Genomic DNA, 18,343 nt, shown 5'->3' with positions numbered 1-18,343 from the left:
GCAGCCGCCGGAGCGGTGCTTAAGCCGTTAGGCGGGAATTGTGCGGTGTTGCCTTAGTACGCTACGCCCCAGACGACCATCTTCTGGGCGGGCTTGCCGCAGACCGGGCAGACGTCGCTCAGGTGCTCCTGGGCAAAGGGCATGCAACGGCTGGACAGGCCAGCGTCGGCCTTCATGGCCTCCTCACAGGCGAGGTCGCCGCACCACATCGTCTTGATAAAGCCGGTGTGCTCCTTGGCAAGCTGCTTGACCTCGTCCATCGTGGTGGCGCTGTAGGTGCGGTTCTCGCGGTTCTGCAGGGCGCGGTCATACAGGTCCTTTGCCAGGGCCTCCATGGCGGCGGGGATGGCCGTGGCCAGCTCCTCAAACTTCACAAACTGCTTCTCGCGGGTGTCGCGGCGGACCAGCACGCACTGGCCGTTCTCGATGTCGCGGGGGCCGACCTCCAGGCGCACGGGCACGCCCTTCATCTCCCACTGGGCAAACTTCCAGCCGGGCTGCTTGTCGCTGTCGTCCAGCTTGACGCGGGCATACTTGCCGATCTCGGCGGCCAGCTCGCGGCACTTGTCCAGCACGCCGGGCTTGTGGGCGGCTACGGGCACGATCACGACCTGAATGGGCGCAATGGCCGGGGGCAGGATCAGGCCGTCGTCGTCGCCGTGGGTCATGATGATGGCGCCGATCAGGCGGGTGGACGCGCCCCAGGAGGTCTGGAACGGATACTGCAGGGTGTTGTCGCGGCCCGTGAAGGTCACGTCATAGGCGCGGCTGAACTTGTCACCGAAGTAGTGGCTCGTGCCGCTCTGCAGGGCCTTGCCGTCCTTCATCATCGCCTCGATGGTGTAGGTCGCCTCGGCACCGGCAAACTTCTCCTTGTCGGTCTTGCGGCCCTTGACAACGGGGATGCACAGGTCGTGCTCGGCAAAATCGGCGTAGCAGTTCAGCTGCTGCTCGGTCTCGGCCTTGGCCTCCTCGGCGGTCTCGTGGATGGTGTGACCCTCCTGCCACCAGAACTCACGGGTGCGCAGGAACGGACGGGTGGATTTCTCCCAGCGGACGACGCTGCACCACTGGTTGTACAGCATGGGCAGGTCGCGGTAGGAGTGCAGCACATGGCTGAAATGGTCGCAGAACATCGTCTCGCTGGTGGGGCGCACCGCAAGGCGCTCCTCCAGCGGGTCGCTGCCGCCGGCGGTGACCCAGGCGACCTCGGGCGCAAAGCCGTTGACCAGCTCGCCCTCCTTCTTCAGCAGGCTCTCGGGGATGAGCACAGGCATGGCCACGTTCTCATGGCCGGTGGCCTTGAAGCGGGCGTCCAGATTTTTCTGGATGTTTTCCCAGATGGCGTAGCCATAGGGGCGCAGCACAACAAAGCCCTTGACGCTGGAATACTCGACCAGCTCGGCCTTCGTGCAGATGTCGGTGTACCACTGGGCGAAGTCGACCTCCTGAGCGGTGATCGCCTCGACCATTTTTTTCTTATCGTTTGCCATTTCTCTTTTCCTCACACTTTGTAAAACCGGGGACAGGCGCTCAGATACGCTCCTCCAGATAGTTGACCACATCACCGACGGTGTGGAAGTTCTCGATGTCCTCATCGGGGATCTCAACGCCGAACTCGTCGGACAAGGTGGTGATCATATCAATAACGTCAAGGCTGTCTGCGCCGAAATCGTTGACAATGTCGCTGTCGGGGGTAATCTTTTCAGGCTCGACCTCAAGCTGGTCGGCCAGGTAGTCACGGATGCGGCTGAAAACTTCGGAATCCATAATTTAACTCCTTTATAAACACAGATATACATTTAATATATAGCGTATCTGCGGGTGAATGTCAAGGGGGTAAGTGTTAATTTTATGCCACATTGCATAGGATTTGCGGGGAGGTGGGCAAGTGAAGCTGAATTTTACCAAAATGCAGGGTGCTGGCAACGATTATATCTACATTGACTGCCGCGCTGCGGGGCTGCCGCCCGACGCCGCCGCGTGGGCGGTGCAGCTGTCGCGGCGGCATTTTTCGGTGGGTGCGGACGGGGTTATCTACCTCTGTCCCCCACTGCGGGCCGACGGCGACGCGGCCATGCGGATGTTCAACGCTGACGGCAGCGAGGGGGTCATGTGCGGCAACGGTGTGCGCTGCGCGGCGGAATTTTTATACACCCACGGCGTGCGGCGGGACTGTATCCGTATCGACACGCCCTCTGCCGGGCAGCGGGTGCTGCACCGGGTCGGGGACGGGCTGTGGCAGGTCGAGATGGGCCGCTTTACGGCAGCACCGGACGCCGTGGGGGCCGTGGGGCTGGGCGGCGGACCGCTGCTGGATGTGCCGCTCTGCGCAGGCGGGCGCGCGTGGAGGGTGCACTGTGTAGCCGTGGGCAACCCGCACTGCGTACTTTTTACGCACGAGCCGCCGCCCGCCGGGGCGGAGCTGGCCGCCTGGGGCCGTGCGCTGGGGCACCACCCGGCGTTCCCGGGCGGCATCAATGTGGAGTTTGCCCAGCCCATCAGTCCCACCGGGCTGGCTGTGACGGTGTGGGAGCGCGGCAGCGGGGCCACGCTGGCCTGCGGGACCGGGGCCTGCGCCGTGGCCGCGGCGGCGGTGCTGACAGGCCGCTGTCCGCGCGGCGCGCCCATTTTAGTACAGCTGCCGGGCGGCACGCTGGAGGTGTGTGTACAGCGGGACGACACCGTGCTTTTGACCGGCGACGCCGCAGCAACATTTAGCGGAACCGTTTTGATTCAGCCTTGCAAAGCACCGCGCGGTGTGGTATGATGTAAGTAATAACAATTTGAACAGTATTTCAGTCTGGAAGGGGGCTTTGCCCATGAACATTCACGAATCCGCAGAGGACTATCTGGAAAAAATTCTGATGCTGCAGGAGCAGAAGGGTTCTGTGCGCTCCATCGACATAGCCGTTGCGATGGGATTCTCCAAGCCGAGTGTCAGTGTGGCGATGAAAAATCTGCGTGAGAACGGATATATTTCGATGGACCCGGACGGTTTCATCAAGCTGGAGCAGCCCGGTATGGAGATCGCACAGCGCATCTATGGCCGCCACCGCAAGCTGACCGCTTTTTTGTGGCGCTAGGCGTTGACCCGGATGTTGCCGCCAAAGACGCCTGCAAGGTCGAGCATGACCTGAGCGAGGAGACCTACAGCAAGATGATTGCCTTTGCCGAAAAGGCCGAGCAGGCAAAGCAGCCCCTGTAAAATCACCAGCCAAAAAGGCATGTGCACCGTTTGATGCGCATGCCTTTTTCTTGCGTTTATTCGTTTATTTTTTCCGCGCGGCAAGGGTCATCCCCACTGCGCCGAACAGCGCCAGCAGGGCGGCGGCAGATGCGAAAATCAGCAGGCCGGTTCTATGGCCGTTGATTTTTCCGTCGGTCAGCACCAGCGGGCGGAAGGTGCAGGTATCATCCGGGCCGATCTCATCGTCGCCAAAACCGGCCTCGCGCAAATACGCGCGGAACTGTGCTTCGGTTTCGGCGTCCATGGGCTGCAGCGTGCCGCGCACCGTCACCCGGGAGCCGTCCCAGCGGTAGCTGCCGTCCGCATCATTGACCATGCGCTGGGTGTCCGCCACAACGGCGTCTGCGTCCGCCAGTTTGCTCTTAGGCAGTTCGACACCGATGTAAATCGTCGCGCCGGGCGTATTGACGGGCATGATGTACCCGCGCGGGGCCGTCTCGGCGTAGCAGCCTACCAGTGTGTCAAGGTCAGCTTCCAGGTACTTCCCCTGCAGGGCGCCGACGTCGTTGTCCGCCAGCGGGTCAATGCGGGTCGGCCCCTGCGCCAGCACAAGCGCAGACGGCCCGAACAGCACGCCGATGGCCACCGCAATCGCCAGCAGTCCGACGGCAAGGCAGCACTTTACAGCAAGCGTTTTCTTTTTGTGAGAGTGCGGCATAGTTTTCTCCTTCTCCGGTTTGCATCGGGATGGGTTTATTGTAGCAGAACGGGGAGAGGGAGTCAACGGGGGCGGCGGCGCAGAATATATTCCCGGTTTTATATGGGGCGGTGTGCTTTCCCGCCTTGCAATCCGTGTATAATTCTGCTAGAATTATAAGAGAATACTATAGGAGGTGCTTTCCATGATCATCAAATCTTCCACTGCGCTTCGCAATGACTACGGCACGATTTCCGAATTGGCCCATAACGAGGGCGAGCCGATCTACATCACAAAAAACGGTGAAGGCGACCTTGTTGTCATGAGCATCGAAGCCTTCGAGCAGCGCGAGGAGGCTTTGAAGCTGCGCGCAAGGCTCGAGGCCGCGGAGCAGGCCCGGCTGGCTGGTACCCCTACCTACACGCTGGACGAATCGCGCAAGCGGCTGGAGGCGATTTATCAGCATGGTTAAGCTTGTCCTTCTTGAACCCGCCCAGCGTGAGCTGGAAGAAATCGCACAACTGCACAGGAATCTTGTCGGACCAAATTCTGCACGTAAAATCACAAACAAAATTTTTGATGCGCTTTCCCGGCTGGAGCTTTTCCCGCTGTCCGGCTCACTTCCCCGCGATAAAGTGCTGCTCCGGGATGGGTATCGCTATGTTGTCGCGGGAAAGTACATCTGTGTATACCGCGTTCTGGGTGATACTGTCTACGTTTATCACATTGCGCATGGTGCCAGCAATTATCCGCGCTTGTTCAAGCGCCTTTTGCGGGATGAAAAAATCTAAGTGTATCCATGTTTTTACCCTCCCGCTGCTTTACTGCATAGAATCTATCCCCATTATACAGCTTCTTTTGCGTAAGGAAGTGATAGCTTGATTTCAGTCTGCGCGGCATGACCGAGCAGGAAAAGCGCTTGGTTTACAATCTGATAGACTACATCAGCGAACGCAATAAACCGTAACCAAAAACCGCCCTCTCCGGTTTGACCCGGAGAGGGCGGTTTCAGCTATTTGCTATTCGCAGTTAAGCTACTCGCAGATTACAGCTCAGCGAAGTACTTAATGGTGCGGACCATCTGAGAGGTGTAGGAGTTCTCGTTGTCGTACCAAGAAACGACCTGAACCTGATAGGTGTCGTCGTCGATCTTGGCGACCATGGTCTGGGTGGCATCGAACAGAGAGCCGTAGCGCATGCCGATGACGTCAGAGGAGACGATCGGATCCTCGTTGTAGCCGAAGCTCTGGGAGGCAGCAGCCTTCATGGCAGCGTTGATGGACTCCTTGGTGACGTCCTTGCCCTTGACAACGGCAACCAGGATGGTGGTGGAGCCGGTGGGGACGGGAACGCGCTGAGCAGAGCCGATCAGCTTGCCGTTCAGCTCGGGGATGACCAGGCCGATGGCCTTGGCAGCGCCGGTGGAGTTAGGAACGATGTTCTGGGCACCGGCACGAGCACGGCGCAGGTCGCCCTTGCGCTGCGGGCCGTCCAGGATCATCTGATCGCCGGTGTAAGCATGAACGGTGGTCATGATGCCGGAGACGATGGGATAGGTCTTGTTCAGGGTGTCGGCCATGGGGGCCAGGCAGTTGGTGGTGCAGGAAGCAGCGGAGATGACCTGATCCTCAGCGGTCAGGGTCTTCTCGTTGACGGAGTAGACGATGGTCTTCAGGTCGTTGCCGGCGGGAGCAGAGATAACGACCTTGCGGGCGCCAGCCTGGATGTGGGCCTCAGCCTTAGCCTTGCTGGTGTAGAAGCCGGTGCACTCCAGAACGACGTCGATGCCCAGCTCGCCCCAGGGGCAATCCTTAGCATCCTTAATTGCGTAGATGGTGATCTTCTTGCCGTCGACGACGATGTAATCCTCGCCAGCCTCAACGGTGTGCTTGTTCTCGCCGATCTTGCCCAGGAAAGAGCCCTGTGCGGTGTCGTACTTCAGCAGGTGAGCCAGCATAGCGGGGCTGGTCAGATCGTTGATGGCGACGACTTCGTAACCGTCAGCCTCGAACATCTGACGGAAAGCCAGACGGCCGATACGGCCAAAACCATTGATAGCAACTTTAACAGCCATAGTGAAATCCTCCCAAGATTTGTCTTTTTCACCTTATGAGCGGTCACCCGCTCGTCGGTATGGTACTATTGTACCCCATTTTTCACAATTCTGCAAGGGGGTCTGTTATTCTTTTAACACATTTTTTCAAAAAATCCACGGAAATTTTGAAATCCCAGCCATTTCCAGCGCAAAACCGTTTCCTGCGGGGCAGACTAACCCCAGAATTTGCACAGAAGGTGAGGGAGTGCTCATGCCGGTTTTCGGCCCGACACGCGCGGCGCTGGCGGCTGCGGCGGCCCGCGGGGCGGACATTCTGCCGTCGCTGCGGCTGGTGCTGACGGCGGAGGCCCTGACCGCGCCCCCGCCGCCCCGCGCACTGGAGCTGAACGCCGAGCTGGACGCGCTCTGCGCCGCCGTGCGGGAGCTGGCGGACTGCCGTGCGGGGTGGCTGTACTTCTGCCCGGCATACGCCCCGCTGCCCGCTGCCGTGCCCCGGGCGCTTCTGCAGGGCACCGTACTGACGTTTCTGCGCGGAGTTTTGCGCAGTGAGCGCCGCGCCGCCGTGCGGCTGGCGGCGCAGCAGGGTGCTGCGGTGCTGGCCCTGCAGGGCGGCGATCCGGCGCGGATGCCCGGCGACCTGCCAGCGCTGCTGCACCGCTGCGGGGCGTATGTCACAGCCACCGGCAGCGGTCCCTGGGCCGCCGCGGTGCGGCTGCCGCTCTCCTCCGCTCTGCCCCTGCGCGAGCCGCCCGCCCCGGCAGATCTCGTGCTGGACCGCTACAGCGCGGCAAAGGTATATCTGGACGGGCTTTGCGTGGAGGATGTGGAATAAAAGCAGTTTCTTCCCGGAAGCGGGAAAAGCCCCTCAGACCTCGCAGGCTCGGCCAGCTCCCCGCACAGGGGAGGTGGCCGAGCGACAGCGATGGCCGGAGGGGCTTTTTCGCCACCCGCCAACGGGAGTGTTTTTTGCTTTATTCCGTCTCTTTCCCGCACGCCTCCCACGCACACACCAGACCGCACAGGCCGAACAGGCCGATGCCGATGCCGGTCAGCAGGTCGGGCAGGGTCAGCATGCCGCGGGCGGCCTCAAACAGGGTCTGGGGCAGCTCCAGTCCGGTGCAGAGCAGGAACGCACCCGTCCCCGCTGCGTAGAGCGTATGCCCGCAGGGCAGACCCGGCACAAGAAAAATCTTGATCAGCACCACAGCCAGCAGCAGTGCGGCGGCAGCGCTCAGCACCCGCAGCGTGCAGGGCATACGGCAGAGCGACGCGGGCGCAAACTGGAACCGCCAGATGAGCCGCCACAGAAACACCAGCGGCACAGCGCCCGCCAGCAGCGAGCTGCCCAGCCTTTGGCGCTGCAGGCCGAAGCCGCTGAACGCCCGCACGGCGTAGTTCAGCAGCCACGCACCGGCAAAGATCGGCAGCAGCAGGTCCGCCCACGCGGCCCAGACCGGGCAGCTCCCGGAGAGTACCTCCGGGTACAGGATGGCATACCGGGCCGTATTGCCCGCCGCCACGCCGGAGGCCAGCAGTGCCGCACCGGCCAGCGCCATGCAGACGCCCAGCGGCTTGTTGGTATCCTGCAGACCGGCAGGCTGCGCCGCCGCCCGCCGCGCGGGCAGGTAGGGCAGCGCAAACGCCGCCAGCCACGGGATGTACCGCAGCCAGACCGACCCGGCAGCGGCAAAGCCGGTGTCGGCCTCGGACCAGAGCAGCAGGTCAGCCAGATGCAGCCCCGCCATGGCCAGGCCCAGGACCAGCACCACAGCGGCGTGGGGATGTTTATTTTTCATGGTGTTCCTCTTTCATAGCAGCGGCGGCCCCCGCGTATATTGGGACAGGCCGCGCGGAATATCCCTATTGTACAACCGCGCGCCGCAAATTGCAAGGAGGGTCTGCCCCTTGAGGAAAACATTCCGCCGGGCGGTGATGCTCGGCCTTTTGGCGTTTGCCGCGCCGTTTGCCGCCCTGCCGCTGGCAAAGCCCGCCGCCGCGATGCCTGAAGCGTCGGCTCCTGTGCTGCCGGACGCCGTTGACACCCCTGCCGCCACACCGCAGCCCGTGCTGCCCGCCGCGCCCGAGAGCCGCAGCTTTGACGCAGATGCGCCTATTTTGCTGAACGACGGCGGTGATGAGATCACCGTATCCGTGCAGGAGTTTCTGATCGGCACTGCCGCCAGCGAGCTGCCGCCCGACTGGCCCGACGACGCGGTCTTAGCCCAGATGGCCGCCGCCCACAGCTATGCCCTGAGTCTGGGCGGCGCGGCGTTCACCTGCAACAGCGCCCAGTGCGCGGGCTGGACGAGCGCCGAGGTGCTGCGCGCGCGGTGGGGCGGCGATTTTGCCGCGTATTATAGCAGGCTGGCCGCGCTGGCGGACGAGGTCTCCGGGGCCGTGCTGTGCTGGGACGGTGCGCCCGCCGCGGCCTGTTACCACAGCAGCAGCGCCGGGCAGACCGAGGCAAGCCAGAACGTGTGGCTGACCGCCGTGCCGTACTTACAGGGTGTCGCGTCGCCGTGGGACGCCGATGCGCCGGGGTTCGAAACGTCCGTCACCTACAGTGCCGAGCAGGTATACACGATCCTGACCGGGCTTGGCCTGGACACCGACGAGATACCAAACGCCCCCGCCGGGTGGTTCGGCGAGGGCGTGTTGGACAGCGCGGGCTATGTGGCGCAGATGCCCGTCTGCGGGCAGGTGTTTACGGGCACACGTCTGCGCAGTGCGTTCAGTCTGCGGAGCGCGGCGTTCACCGTGGCGTATGACGCCGGGGAGAATGCGTTTGTTTTCACCACCCACGGCTACGGCCACGGCGTCGGCCTGAGTCAGTACGGCGCAAAGGTAATGGCGGAGGACGGCAAAACGTGGCGGGAGATTCTGGAGTGGTATTTTCCGGGGTGTGAGGTTATAGAGTGATTCCCTGCCTTCCTCCTTGGGGGAAGCCCAGCCCGTCAATAAATTGCATTCTTGCCTTATTGCGTGCGTAGGGGCGACCATTGGTCGCCCGCCAACTTGCCGCAGCAACGCTTTTTCCGGGACAGTCTTTTGCAAGGCAAACGGGCACGGGCGAGCAATGCTCGCCCCTACAAGCGGTTTTCGGCAGTCTGAGCTTCCCCCGAGGGGGAAGCCTCTCGCCCTTTACGGCAGCTCCGCCGTAAACGTTGTCAATTCCGCATCCGTATCAAAATCATACACCTTCACCGTCAGGCTGTGGCAATTTTCCGGCACGGCAGCAAAGTAGTCATAGCTGGCCTTGGTGCATTGTTCCGGGTGGTCGAAGTCCGCCGGGTCGGCCGTCCATGCGCCGTCCGTCCACCAGCCGCCCTCGCCGCGCTCGTGGCCCAGCTCTGTGCCGTCTGCCGTGTAGAGCTTTACGCTGACCCAGTGCTGCTCCGGCGGGAAGGTCAGCAGCACTTTTGTCGCAGCGGGCGTCGCCCTGACGCTTTGCAGTGTAATGCCGTTCTGTTCCACAGGAGTATCCATTGTGCGCACGCCCGCGTCGCTGACTTCCGGGATCGTAAACGTCAGCGTGTAGGTGCCGGGCAGCGGGGTCTGGTCGGCATAGTCATAGTGCCAGTAGCTCTTGCCGTCGGTCTCCACGATGCTCTTATTGCAGGCCACCAGATCGGACAGCGTCAGCGTCGCGGTGTGCCCGGCCAGATCTTCGTGTGTCAGGAACAGCTCATAATTCAGGCCCGCCACAAAGGTATGGTCGTCGCGCTTTTCAAAGTTAATGCCGCCGCTCAGTTCAATGCCGTTGTCCAGCACCAGCGTGCCGTACTGCCCGCCGCCGTTCTGCAGTGCCTTTTCTACGGCGTCCTCGCGGGGGCCGATGGCGTTGGACCCGGCCAAGCTGTCATCCTCACTCGTCAGCATTAAACTGATGCGCAGCCAGTCGCCGTCGTTGAAGACCTGCCCCAATGTCAGGGTGTAGGGACTGTCGGAGGTCTCGGCGGTGGATTCCACCGTCTCGGCGTATTTGTTCAGCTGCTCACTTTGCAGCGAAACATAGTCGTCCTGCCCGCCGCGGTTCATCCAGCTGAACAGGCTGCCCACTACGGGCAGCTGCTCGGCCACAGCGGGCGCGGCAAAGTTGATGCTGCCCAGCCCCACGGCCAGACAGGCCGCGGCGGCTGCGGCCACCCGTCCCCACGGGAACCGGCGGTGCCCGGCGGGCTTTTTCTGCGGCAGCCGGCCGCAGGCAGCGTCCAGCACGCGGGTAAACTCGTCGTCGGTCAGCGGGGTCTCCGGCATAGGCTGGTCGTTCAGCGTTTTCAACAAATCCACATCAAAATTTTTGTCACGCATGGCTATACACTCCCTTCGCGGTCAGTTCACGGCGCAGACGGTCCCGTCCGCGGCTCAACCGGGTGTTGACGCTCTCCACGCTCATACCCAGCGCAGCGGCGATTTCCTTACCCGATTGCAGCAGATAATATTTGCGCAGAAAAATATCCCGGTCCGGCGGCGTCATAGCCGCCACCAGCGCACCGACGAGGTCGGCGGCTTCGGTGGTCGCGCTGTCAAACTCGGCCAGCTCGCCCAGCGTCTCGGCCAGGCCGTCGTCCAGTGTCACCGTCTCGCGGCGGCGCAGCGCGTTGTAGCAGTCAATGGCGCGGTTGCGCGCCGCGACGGCCAGCCAGGGGCGCAGCGGTGTGCGAGCGGCCTCCAATTTTGCGGCGCTGCGCCAGAGTGCAACGAACACGTCGGCCATGCACTCCTCCCGGTCACAGGGGTTCTGCGGCAGGATACGGCAGAGAATGCCCTTGACGAGCGGCGCATATTCAAGCATCGCCGCCTCCAGGCCCTCCTCCGGGTGTGCCTGCAGCAGACGGGTCAATTCCCGGTCTTTCATGGGTGGTTCCTCCTTTTTTGTCGTTCCAACTATATAGACCGGGACGGGGCGGGAAATCTTACAGGTTTACCCAAAAAAGCCTTCCCCCGAGGGGGAAGGTGCAGCGTGTCGAAAAACCTCCCTCTGCGAGGGAGGTGCCCCGAAGGGGCGGAGGGAGAGAACCTTGCCATAGCCCGAAATATTTCGGAAAGCCGTACAGTTCTCTCCCCCACCGCCTGCGGGCGGAGCCCCCTCGCAGAGGGGGCCAAGGGGTGAGCACATCTTTTTCGACAGTCTAAGCCTTCCCCCTTGGGGGAAGGTGGCCCCGCAGGGCCGGATGAGGGGGGAGTTCGCCGCGATTGCCCGTTCACGGGTTGCCGTGGCACACCTACCCCTCATCCGTCAGCGGGCGGGGCCGCTGACAGCTTCCCCCGAGGGGGAAGCCTTTCTCACGCACAAAAAAGCAGACGCCGCTTTTGTGCAGCGTCTGTTATGCGGTTGCTTATTGCCCTGCCGGCAGCGTAAACACGAACCGGCACCAGTTGCCTTCCTCGCTCTCGGCGTGGATCTGGCCGCCGGAAAGGTTGACCAAAATCTTGCAGATATGCAGTCCCAGTCCGCTGCCGCGGGTGTTCATGCCGCGGGAGCGGTCCTCCTTGTAGAACCGCTCAAACACAAAGGGCAAAGCCTCGGGGGCAATGCCTGCGCCCGTGTTCTCGATGCGCACCTCCACCATATTGCCGCGGCGCTCGGCGGCAAAACTGATCGTACCGCCCGCCGGGGTGAACTTGATGGCATTATCCACAATATTATACACGACCTGATGCACAAAATCCGGGTCCGCGTAAATCAGCAGCGGATCGCCGCCCAGACCCTGGATGTCGATCTTGCCGTCCTCGATGCGCTGCTCGTCGGAGAGCACGACGTCGGTGACGGTTTTCCACAGATCGTAGGTCTGCGCGTGGATGGGCACCTCGCCCGCCTCGAGCTTGGTAATGTCCAGCATGTTCTGCACCAGCCGCGCCAGGCGGCCCGTCTCCTGCGAGACGATGCCCAGATAATGCTTTGTTTCCTCGGGCGGGATCGTGCCGTCCAGCATGCCGTCGATGAAGCCCTTGATGGTCGTCATGGGCGTGCGTAGCTCGTGGGCGATGTTGCCCATGAACTGCCCGCGGGAATTGTCGATGGTCTGCAGCCGCGCAGCCATGTTATTGAAGGTGGTCGCAAAGTCAGCCAGCTCCACGCAGCCGTCCACCGGCGCACGGGCCGTAAAGTCCCCGCTGCCCAGGCGGCGCGCGGCCTCACTGATGTCCTCGATAGGGCCGGTGATGCGCTTGGCCAGCACCCAGCACAGGATGCTGCACAAAATCAGGATGACCGCCGCCGAGATGCCGAACATCGTCAGCATATCGGTCATGTAGCTGCCCAGCGCAGCCATCGGGCTGGCGGCAAACAGGTAGCCGTCCTGCCCGCCCACCGTGATGCGGCGGCCCGCCGTGTAATACTTGGCGCAGTAGACACCGTCCAGCGTGCCGGTCTCAAAAATGTCGTATCCCTCGTTCAGCTCGTCAATGTAGGACGCGGGCACGCCTGCGCCTGTAAAGGCGTCGTCCCCCGTATGCAGCAGGATCTGGCCGTTCTCGTCGGCGATGAACACCAGCGCACCGGAGGCCGTGTTGAACAGCTCAAACCCGCTGTGGGCGCGTTCCAGCACATCCTCCCCCTGCAGGGGCTTTGTGACGATGGAGCCCTCATCGGCGAATCGCTCACTCAGCGCTGTCGCGCCGTTGAGCACATCGGTCAGCGAGCTTTTGCGCTCCCCGATGAAGTACGCCGCCGACAGTGCCGCCTGGATCGCGCACATAACGCTGAGCCCCAGCACAAGCACGGCGGCGATGGTCGCGAAAAATTCGCGGCTGATCGTGTTGCGGCGGCTCATTCCCTGACCTCGAACTTATAGCCGACGCCCCAGACGGTTTTCAGGCTCCACTGCTCGGACGCACCCTCCAGCTTTTCACGCAGGCGCTTGACGTGGACGTCGATCGTGCGGGAGTCGCCGTAATACTCAAAGCCCCAGACCTCGTCCAGCAGCTGGTCACGGGTGTAGACGCGGTTCGGGTGACCGGCCAGGCAGGCCAGCAGCTCCAGCTCCTTCGGCGGGGCCTCAACGACCTTGCCCTTGACCTTCAATTCATAGCGGTTCATGTCAAGGTGCAGATTGTCAAAGTCGTAAACGCCCTTGTTTTCCTCCTCTTTGGCGGAGGAGCGGCGCAGCACGGCCTTGATGCGGGCCGTGACCTCCTTGGCGTCAAACGGCTTGACGATGTAGTCATCCGCGCCCAGCTCAAGACCCAGCACCTTATCGTAGGTCTCGCCCTTAGCGGTCAGCATGATGATGGGGGTGTTGTCCTTGGCACGGAGCTTGCGGCAGACCTCCCAGCCGTCCATGACCGGCATCATAACGTCCAGCAGCACAAGATCCGGGTGCAGCTTGTCGAACTCTGCCAGCGCTGCGCCGCCGTCGTGGACCATCGTCACGTTGTAGCCCTCCTTGACCAGATACAGTCGGAGCAGCTCGCAGATATTTTTATCGTCATCAACGACCAGAATTTTCTCATTTGCCATCTTAGTTTCCTCCTTGCCCGCCTGCGGCGGTATCAATACAAGAGTATTATACCGCATAATTGTGGACAAAGAAAGAACAGATCGTCGGGTTCCTGGGAAATTTTTGCGGTTTTTCTGCGCAGGCGGCGCACCTCGGGGAAGATTATTTCAAAAACGGCTTGAGAGAAAAGAACGCATCTGCTATAATACATTTATATATGTAAATCGGCCTGTGCGCCGATCCGCATGGCAAAAATTCAGCAAAAATTCAAAGGAGAATTTTGAAATATGAAATTAGGTATCGTAGCTTCAGCGGTACTTTTTATATATCTATAATTCTCCAAAAACCTCAATATATTTTCATAGATACGCTGTTTTAAGCCATCCTCCATTTCATGTAAATCCACATAAATCCATGTACTTTACTCCCAAATGGGGGTAAATACGGGGGTAAAACACAGGGAACTCAACGCGATAAAACGCCTCGATTTTCGATCTAAAAGTGTTGTGAGCCGTTTTGGGCACATTGTTGTCTTTAATGTGCAGGACAACAAAACAGCGCCTTTAATCTGTTGCTGTATGCAATCGGATTGAGGCGCTATTTTTTATTGCTGCGTGACAACTTTGAACACTATGCTGGCAGACAGGAATGATAGCTGAACACGCATACGGATTTTTTGATATAGGAATCAGTTTCAATTCTTCAATACAGATTTCATACATCACGGGTTGCTATGCGGCATAGAAAGTAGAATCATCACGCAACAAAATGTTGCTAAAATGCGCATTGCCTTGTATAATATGGATATAACTTATTTGAAAGGTGGGCTGGACATATGAAGTATATTTTGATGCACCGTGAAACTGTCGTTGCCGTGCTGAGCGTCAATGACATCAGCGGCACGGTATACCGTGTAGACGATGTGCTGCAACCTGCTCACCTGCCGATTGGACTATACGCCCCCGACCACAAGGAGCTTGCCAAGAATCTGAATCTTTGGTTGGCCGGACGTACCATCCCTGCCAGCCGTTCGGGATTTCACCGTGCGCTGGAGGATTTGCAGGTTCAGAAGAAGTTACAGCTGTCCGCCAGCACTTTGATGATGAAGTGCTTTGCACTAAGCCTGTCCGATCAATACTGGCTCAATCCTGCAGAACAGCCACTGGAATGGAGCAAGGTCAATTTCTATAATAATGATTTTTCGGAAGATGTCGGCAACATTCTGTTTGGGCAGATTCCGCAGCAGGACAGCATTGACCTTGCCTCCCCCTGCAACACCTCGGACGGCTGGCTGAAAAAGAAATGGAAGATTCTGAACTGCCAGCGTGTGTTGGTAAAGGGCGGTAGCGGCATGGCCCAGCAGGAGCCGTTCAACGAGGTTGTCGCTTCCCTGCTCTGCCGCAAGGTGGGCATCCCGCATGTGGAATACAGCCTGCTGTTTGAGGGGGACAAGCCCTATTCCGTTTGCCCGAATATGACAACCGACCGGCAGGACTTTGTCAGCGCCTACTATATCTTTTCGGCTTTCCCCCGCGCGGACGGTGTGAGCGCCTACGACCATTTCCTCGCTTGCTGTGAAAAGCTGGGTATCCCGGATGTGCCCGAGCGGTTGCAACAGATGATGATTCTGGATTATCTGATTTGTAATCAGGATCGTCACTTCGGCAATTTTGGCGCTATCCGTGACGCAGTAACGCTGGAATGGGTCGGTTTCGCACCGATTTTTGACAGCGGCACGAGCCTTTGGTTCGACCAGTACGCCTCCAAAATCGACGCACTGGCCGATGCCCCCGCCAAACCGTTCGCTGCCACACAGCAGGCACAGCTTGCCCTTGCAAGAGATGGATTGCCAGCGCTGAATCTTGCTGCGCTGGATGATTGTAAAGATGAGGTTCTTGCAATTTTTGAACAAGCGCATTTCGGTGAGCCAAACCGTGCCAACATCTTGGTTGATGCTCTGGCAGTGCGCTGTAAAATCTTGCAAGCGAAGCAATAACTTTGAAATAAAAACAGCCTTTCCCTATGCTTTCTTGGAAGCACGCGGGAAAGGCTGTTTTTGTTATGGCGCTCACACAGTCTGCAAGATTTTCTCTAAGGCATTTTTATAGGCCATGTTCTGCTCCTTCGTTCGCTTGGATGCCCCTTTAGGGTGCTTTCCGGCACGAAGGAGCTTTTTATTTTCGTGGCGGCGGAACAGCAGGCCGTCTATATTTTCGGGCGTATACTCTAAGCCGTTTTGGTTCAGCACGAGGGCGCGGCGTGCCAGACACATACTTGCCAGCCCGTAATCCTGCGTAATTACAAGATCGCCGGGGTGTATACGGTTCACCAGCGCGAAATCTACGCTGTCGGCACCTTTGTCAAAGGTCAATGTCTGTGCGCCGTCACGCTGGACTTGGTGGGCGGTATCGCATAGGATCAGTACGGGTACTTTGTACTTTCCGGCTGTCTGCACAGTCAAATCCACCACCGGGCAGCCATCGGCATCAATCAGAATCGTCACTTTATTGTTTTCCTTCCATAACCCAAACAAATGCCCTTGCCGTCCGCAAGTCTGCATCTTTGAAGTGGCCGCCTGCATTCCATTCCAGCGCGTTGTCTGTGCTGCGCCGGGTCAGGGCGGTGTGCAGGGCGCGGATGTTGTCGCCCACTGCCGCCATCGGCTGGTTTTTGGTATGTTCCTCGCGGTCACCAAGGCTGAGATAAACACGCTGCGCTTGGATAGGGTGCGCCGCTTCGTATTCTGGCCAACCGGGAAACCACACGGACGGCGAAGCCGCCGCCACGCCATACAGCGCGTTCGTTTGTGTTGCCGCCCACAGAGCAAACAGTCCAGCCAGTGAGTAGCCGCCCAAAACAACCTTGCAGTCTTCCTTTATAGAATACTGCCGGCAGATGCTCGGCACAGCCTGCGCCAGCCATGCAAGCGTATCCCCTGCCCTGCCGCCAAAGCCCTGCTTGCCCCATACGGGCGGTGCAGGCCAAGGCGACAAATCGTCGTTCCAATCCTTGACTTGGACAGCGGCCAGCAAAAATGGTTGTGTGGTTTGCCGATGTATGGCTTCAACTTCTCGTTCCATCCCTGCAAGGTCATGTTCATCCACCATTTGCAGCAGCAGGTATTCGGCGCTGGCAGTGCCGTAGATGCGGCAGGTTCTGTTTTGCATCTGCAATAATTGGTTATCCATAAAAATGACGATTCCTTTCCTTTGCATTATAATGCCTGCACACCAAAGAATCAAGATTGCGCCGGATGCACTGCCTTGAAAGTTTTTTGCTGCACTTGCATCACATCTGCACAACATCCGCATTGCGCTTGTATATACGTGTATAATCCCGCGTGTTACAATTAGTATGTTCAAAATAGGGTTCAGCCAAAAAGGTTGGACATTTTCACCCGGAGTCGTACCTGACTTTTTCAGGCACGGCTCTTTTTGTTTTGGGCATTTTCTGATTTTGGGAGGTTTTGCAGATGACCGTAATACGTCCGCCTTGACGCAATGATTACGCAATAAAAAGTTTAATACGCAGTAGGGCGTATTGATTGCGTATTAGCGGCCTGTGGCTATGCTGTTGGCAGTACCTAATACGCCTTTATGCGTCCTTAATGCGCAATAAGGATGGTGATTGTATTGAAAAACCGCGCAGCGATCTATCAGCGGGAAGCTGCTGAAATGCTGCATAACATTTCGCTGTACCCCGGTCTGACCGAAGAACAGCTTTGCCGATTCTTCCCCGAAAAGGAAGCGACGGCAAAAGCTTTGCTTGCCCATATGCTGAAAGAGGGACGCGTCTTCCGCGATAGGAATGGCCGCTGCTACGCAAATCAAGAAGCACAAAACGGCGCAGATAAAGACTTATCCCGCTGCATCTGGGTTCTACTCGATTTTATAGATCAAGTGGAATATCACGCTGTTGGAGAATTTCCGGCATCGATCCTCTGTTTTGCAAACGGAGAACTGTATGAAATCGTGCCTATCCCGCAGGGCAAAGAAACCATGATTTGCCAGCTTCTGCGACAGCCACAAAAAGATGCAGGCAAACGCATTGTGGTGGTCGATGATGCTGCCCAGATTGAGTTGCTGGACATTCCGCAGGCGGCCGGATTCTGCACGGTAGCCGAAGACGGCACCGTCAGCTACTACAAAAAGGAGGCCGCGCTTGAATCCTGACGTACTTTTGAATCGTATCCGCTTGGAGCAGCGCGGACTCATCGACATTCACAAAAAGCTGTACGAGATGGAACATCTGCTGCCCGTGCCCGACCCAATGCAGTTCGCCAAAACTGCCGAGAGCGCGGCACTTCTCAGCGAGAAAAGCACGGCACATCTGCGCAATATGTTCTTTTCTGTGTCTAACGAGCCGCCGATTTATTACTATCCCAAGGCAGCCGAGGTGCAAGGCATCCGCGTGTGGGCGGACACCAATTACTTGCGTGTGCTGCTCCCTGCGCTGCTGCCGGATAAAAAGAAGCGGGACGGCTGCAAGTTTCTTTTGCTGCCGCTTCAGGCCGCGCTGGTACAAAGCGGGTCGCTTCCCCACTTTTCCGATTGCGTGATTTGTGTGGAACATATCTACGACCGCAACCTGCCAATCAAAGCCGTGCGGGATTATGACAATCTGGAACTGAAAGCTGTCATAGATGTCATTGCTACATTCTGTCTGACAGACGATACCGGGGCGTTGTGCGATTCTTTCCAGACGACCCGGTTTGGATATTCGTCCTCTACCGTGATAACCGTTATGCCTAAAAATTGCTTCTCAGCATGGCTGAACGCCCCAGAATCGGCTGAAAATCGACCTCCACTTTTTCCGAAAATTTCGTAAAAATCAGATACCTATGCTTGATAGTGACTTTTCCGCGTTGTTGTAAGCCGATTCATACCCCAATCGGCAGCGACTTTCGCCGGAGTCAAAGAAGGCACGGTTAAATTCCGAGGTGATTTCTATTTCTTCTG

Annotated in this window: 19 protein-coding genes and 1 pseudogene; 9 read left to right on the top strand and 11 right to left on the bottom strand. The window is 58.9% G+C overall.

What is annotated here, in order from left to right; genetic code table 11:
• Positions 1-53 precede the first annotated feature (53 nt).
• Both proS and acpP read right to left on the bottom strand, forming a co-directional pair.
• Positions 54-1,493 (bottom strand): proline--tRNA ligase, encoded by a 1,440-nt coding sequence (gene proS, locus B5D32_RS08200; RefSeq protein WP_078784577.1) that lies wholly within the window; start codon positions 1,491-1,493, stop codon positions 54-56.
• Between the two features lie 40 nt (positions 1,494-1,533).
• Complete coding sequence (gene acpP, locus B5D32_RS08195; protein ID WP_078784576.1) at positions 1,534-1,770, bottom strand: acyl carrier protein; 237 nt, start codon at positions 1,768-1,770, stop codon at positions 1,534-1,536.
• A gap of 121 nt (positions 1,771-1,891) precedes the next feature.
• On the opposite strand from acpP, the gene dapF reads away from it, so the two are divergent.
• Both dapF and B5D32_RS08185 read left to right on the top strand, forming a co-directional pair.
• Positions 1,892-2,770 (top strand): diaminopimelate epimerase, encoded by an 879-nt coding sequence (gene dapF, locus B5D32_RS08190; protein ID WP_078784575.1) that lies wholly within the window; start codon positions 1,892-1,894, stop codon positions 2,768-2,770.
• Between the two features lie 52 nt (positions 2,771-2,822).
• A pseudogene (locus B5D32_RS08185) lies at positions 2,823-3,208 on the top strand (metal-dependent transcriptional regulator).
• Between the two features lie 64 nt (positions 3,209-3,272).
• Here the strand turns inward: B5D32_RS08185 and B5D32_RS08180 are convergent.
• Complete coding sequence (locus B5D32_RS08180) at positions 3,273-3,908, bottom strand: DUF6709 family protein (protein WP_078784574.1); 636 nt, start codon at positions 3,906-3,908, stop codon at positions 3,273-3,275.
• A gap of 184 nt (positions 3,909-4,092) precedes the next feature.
• On the opposite strand from B5D32_RS08180, the gene B5D32_RS08175 reads away from it, so the two are divergent.
• Entirely contained in the window at positions 4,093-4,359 is a 267-nt protein-coding gene (locus B5D32_RS08175) for a type II toxin-antitoxin system Phd/YefM family antitoxin (RefSeq protein WP_078784573.1), read from the top strand.
• The gene (locus B5D32_RS08170; RefSeq protein ID WP_078784572.1) at positions 4,352-4,678 is read left to right on the top strand and encodes a type II toxin-antitoxin system RelE/ParE family toxin; all 327 of its coding nucleotides are present in this window, start codon (positions 4,352-4,354) and stop codon (positions 4,676-4,678) included. Before B5D32_RS08175 ends, B5D32_RS08170 begins: the two co-directional genes overlap by 8 nt.
• Before the next feature lie 254 nt (positions 4,679-4,932).
• On the opposite strand, the gene gap is transcribed toward B5D32_RS08170, so the two are convergent.
• Positions 4,933-5,961, bottom strand: coding sequence for a type I glyceraldehyde-3-phosphate dehydrogenase (gene gap / locus B5D32_RS08165; RefSeq protein WP_078784571.1), 1,029 nt, complete (start codon positions 5,959-5,961; stop codon positions 4,933-4,935).
• Positions 5,962-6,193: 232 nt separating this feature from the next.
• Between gap and B5D32_RS08160 the strand changes: the two genes are divergently transcribed.
• Positions 6,194-6,775: a hypothetical protein gene (locus B5D32_RS08160; protein WP_078784570.1), complete on the top strand. Its 582-nt coding sequence runs from the start codon at positions 6,194-6,196 to the stop codon at positions 6,773-6,775.
• A gap of 139 nt (positions 6,776-6,914) precedes the next feature.
• On the opposite strand, the gene B5D32_RS15205 is transcribed toward B5D32_RS08160, so the two are convergent.
• Positions 6,915-7,739, bottom strand: a complete 825-nt coding sequence (locus B5D32_RS15205; RefSeq protein ID WP_159447013.1) for a hypothetical protein — start codon at positions 7,737-7,739, stop codon at positions 6,915-6,917.
• Positions 7,740-7,848: 109 nt separating this feature from the next.
• Here B5D32_RS15205 and B5D32_RS08150 point away from each other — a divergent pair, with 109 nt between their 5' ends.
• Positions 7,849-8,862, top strand: a complete 1,014-nt coding sequence (locus B5D32_RS08150) for a SpoIID/LytB domain-containing protein (RefSeq protein ID WP_159447012.1) — start codon at positions 7,849-7,851, stop codon at positions 8,860-8,862.
• A 222-nt stretch (positions 8,863-9,084) separates the two neighbouring features.
• Here the strand turns inward: B5D32_RS08150 and B5D32_RS08145 are convergent, their stop codons facing one another.
• The 4 genes from B5D32_RS08145 to B5D32_RS08130 all read right to left on the bottom strand — a co-directional run bounded on the left by B5D32_RS08145 (position 9,085) and on the right by B5D32_RS08130 (position 13,405).
• Positions 9,085-10,254: a DUF4179 domain-containing protein gene (locus B5D32_RS08145; protein WP_078784567.1), complete on the bottom strand. Its 1,170-nt coding sequence runs from the start codon at positions 10,252-10,254 to the stop codon at positions 9,085-9,087.
• Positions 10,247-10,801 (bottom strand): RNA polymerase sigma factor, encoded by a 555-nt coding sequence (locus B5D32_RS08140; RefSeq protein WP_078784566.1) that lies wholly within the window; start codon positions 10,799-10,801, stop codon positions 10,247-10,249. The genes B5D32_RS08145 and B5D32_RS08140 overlap by 8 nt, the downstream gene beginning before the upstream one ends.
• A 481-nt stretch (positions 10,802-11,282) precedes the next feature.
• A complete protein-coding gene (locus tag B5D32_RS08135; RefSeq protein WP_078784565.1) occupies positions 11,283-12,719 on the bottom strand; it encodes a sensor histidine kinase in 1,437 nt (478 codons plus the stop codon).
• Entirely contained in the window at positions 12,716-13,405 is a 690-nt protein-coding gene (locus tag B5D32_RS08130) for a response regulator transcription factor (protein WP_078784564.1), read from the bottom strand. The genes B5D32_RS08135 and B5D32_RS08130 overlap by 4 nt, the downstream gene beginning before the upstream one ends.
• An 815-nt stretch (positions 13,406-14,220) precedes the next feature.
• Between B5D32_RS08130 and B5D32_RS08125 the strand changes: the two genes are divergently transcribed.
• Positions 14,221-15,381, top strand: a complete 1,161-nt coding sequence (locus B5D32_RS08125; RefSeq protein WP_078784563.1) for a HipA domain-containing protein — start codon at positions 14,221-14,223, stop codon at positions 15,379-15,381.
• 72 nt (positions 15,382-15,453) lie between these two features.
• On the opposite strand, the gene B5D32_RS08120 is transcribed toward B5D32_RS08125, so the two are convergent.
• A complete protein-coding gene (locus tag B5D32_RS08120; RefSeq protein WP_078784562.1) occupies positions 15,454-15,888 on the bottom strand; it encodes a YaiI/YqxD family protein in 435 nt (144 codons plus the stop codon).
• A gap of 1 nt (position 15,889) precedes the next feature.
• Positions 15,890-16,573 (bottom strand): alpha/beta hydrolase-fold protein, encoded by a 684-nt coding sequence (locus B5D32_RS08115; protein ID WP_242943420.1) that lies wholly within the window; start codon positions 16,571-16,573, stop codon positions 15,890-15,892.
• A gap of 444 nt (positions 16,574-17,017) precedes the next feature.
• On the opposite strand from B5D32_RS08115, the gene B5D32_RS08110 reads away from it, so the two are divergent.
• The gene (locus B5D32_RS08110; protein ID WP_078784561.1) at positions 17,018-17,557 is read left to right on the top strand and encodes a DUF5697 family protein; all 540 of its coding nucleotides are present in this window, start codon (positions 17,018-17,020) and stop codon (positions 17,555-17,557) included.
• Complete coding sequence (locus B5D32_RS08105; RefSeq protein WP_078784560.1) at positions 17,547-18,212, top strand: DUF6100 family protein; 666 nt, start codon at positions 17,547-17,549, stop codon at positions 18,210-18,212. Before B5D32_RS08110 ends, B5D32_RS08105 begins: the two co-directional genes overlap by 11 nt.
• The last annotated feature ends 131 nt before the right edge of the window (positions 18,213-18,343 follow it).

Origin of the sequence: Gemmiger formicilis (assembly GCF_900167555.1) — a bacterium.
GTDB lineage: Bacteria > Bacillota > Clostridia > Oscillospirales > Ruminococcaceae > Gemmiger > Gemmiger formicilis.
Note: the sequence above shows the minus strand (reverse complement) of the source record. Positions and strands in the feature narration are given on the sequence as shown.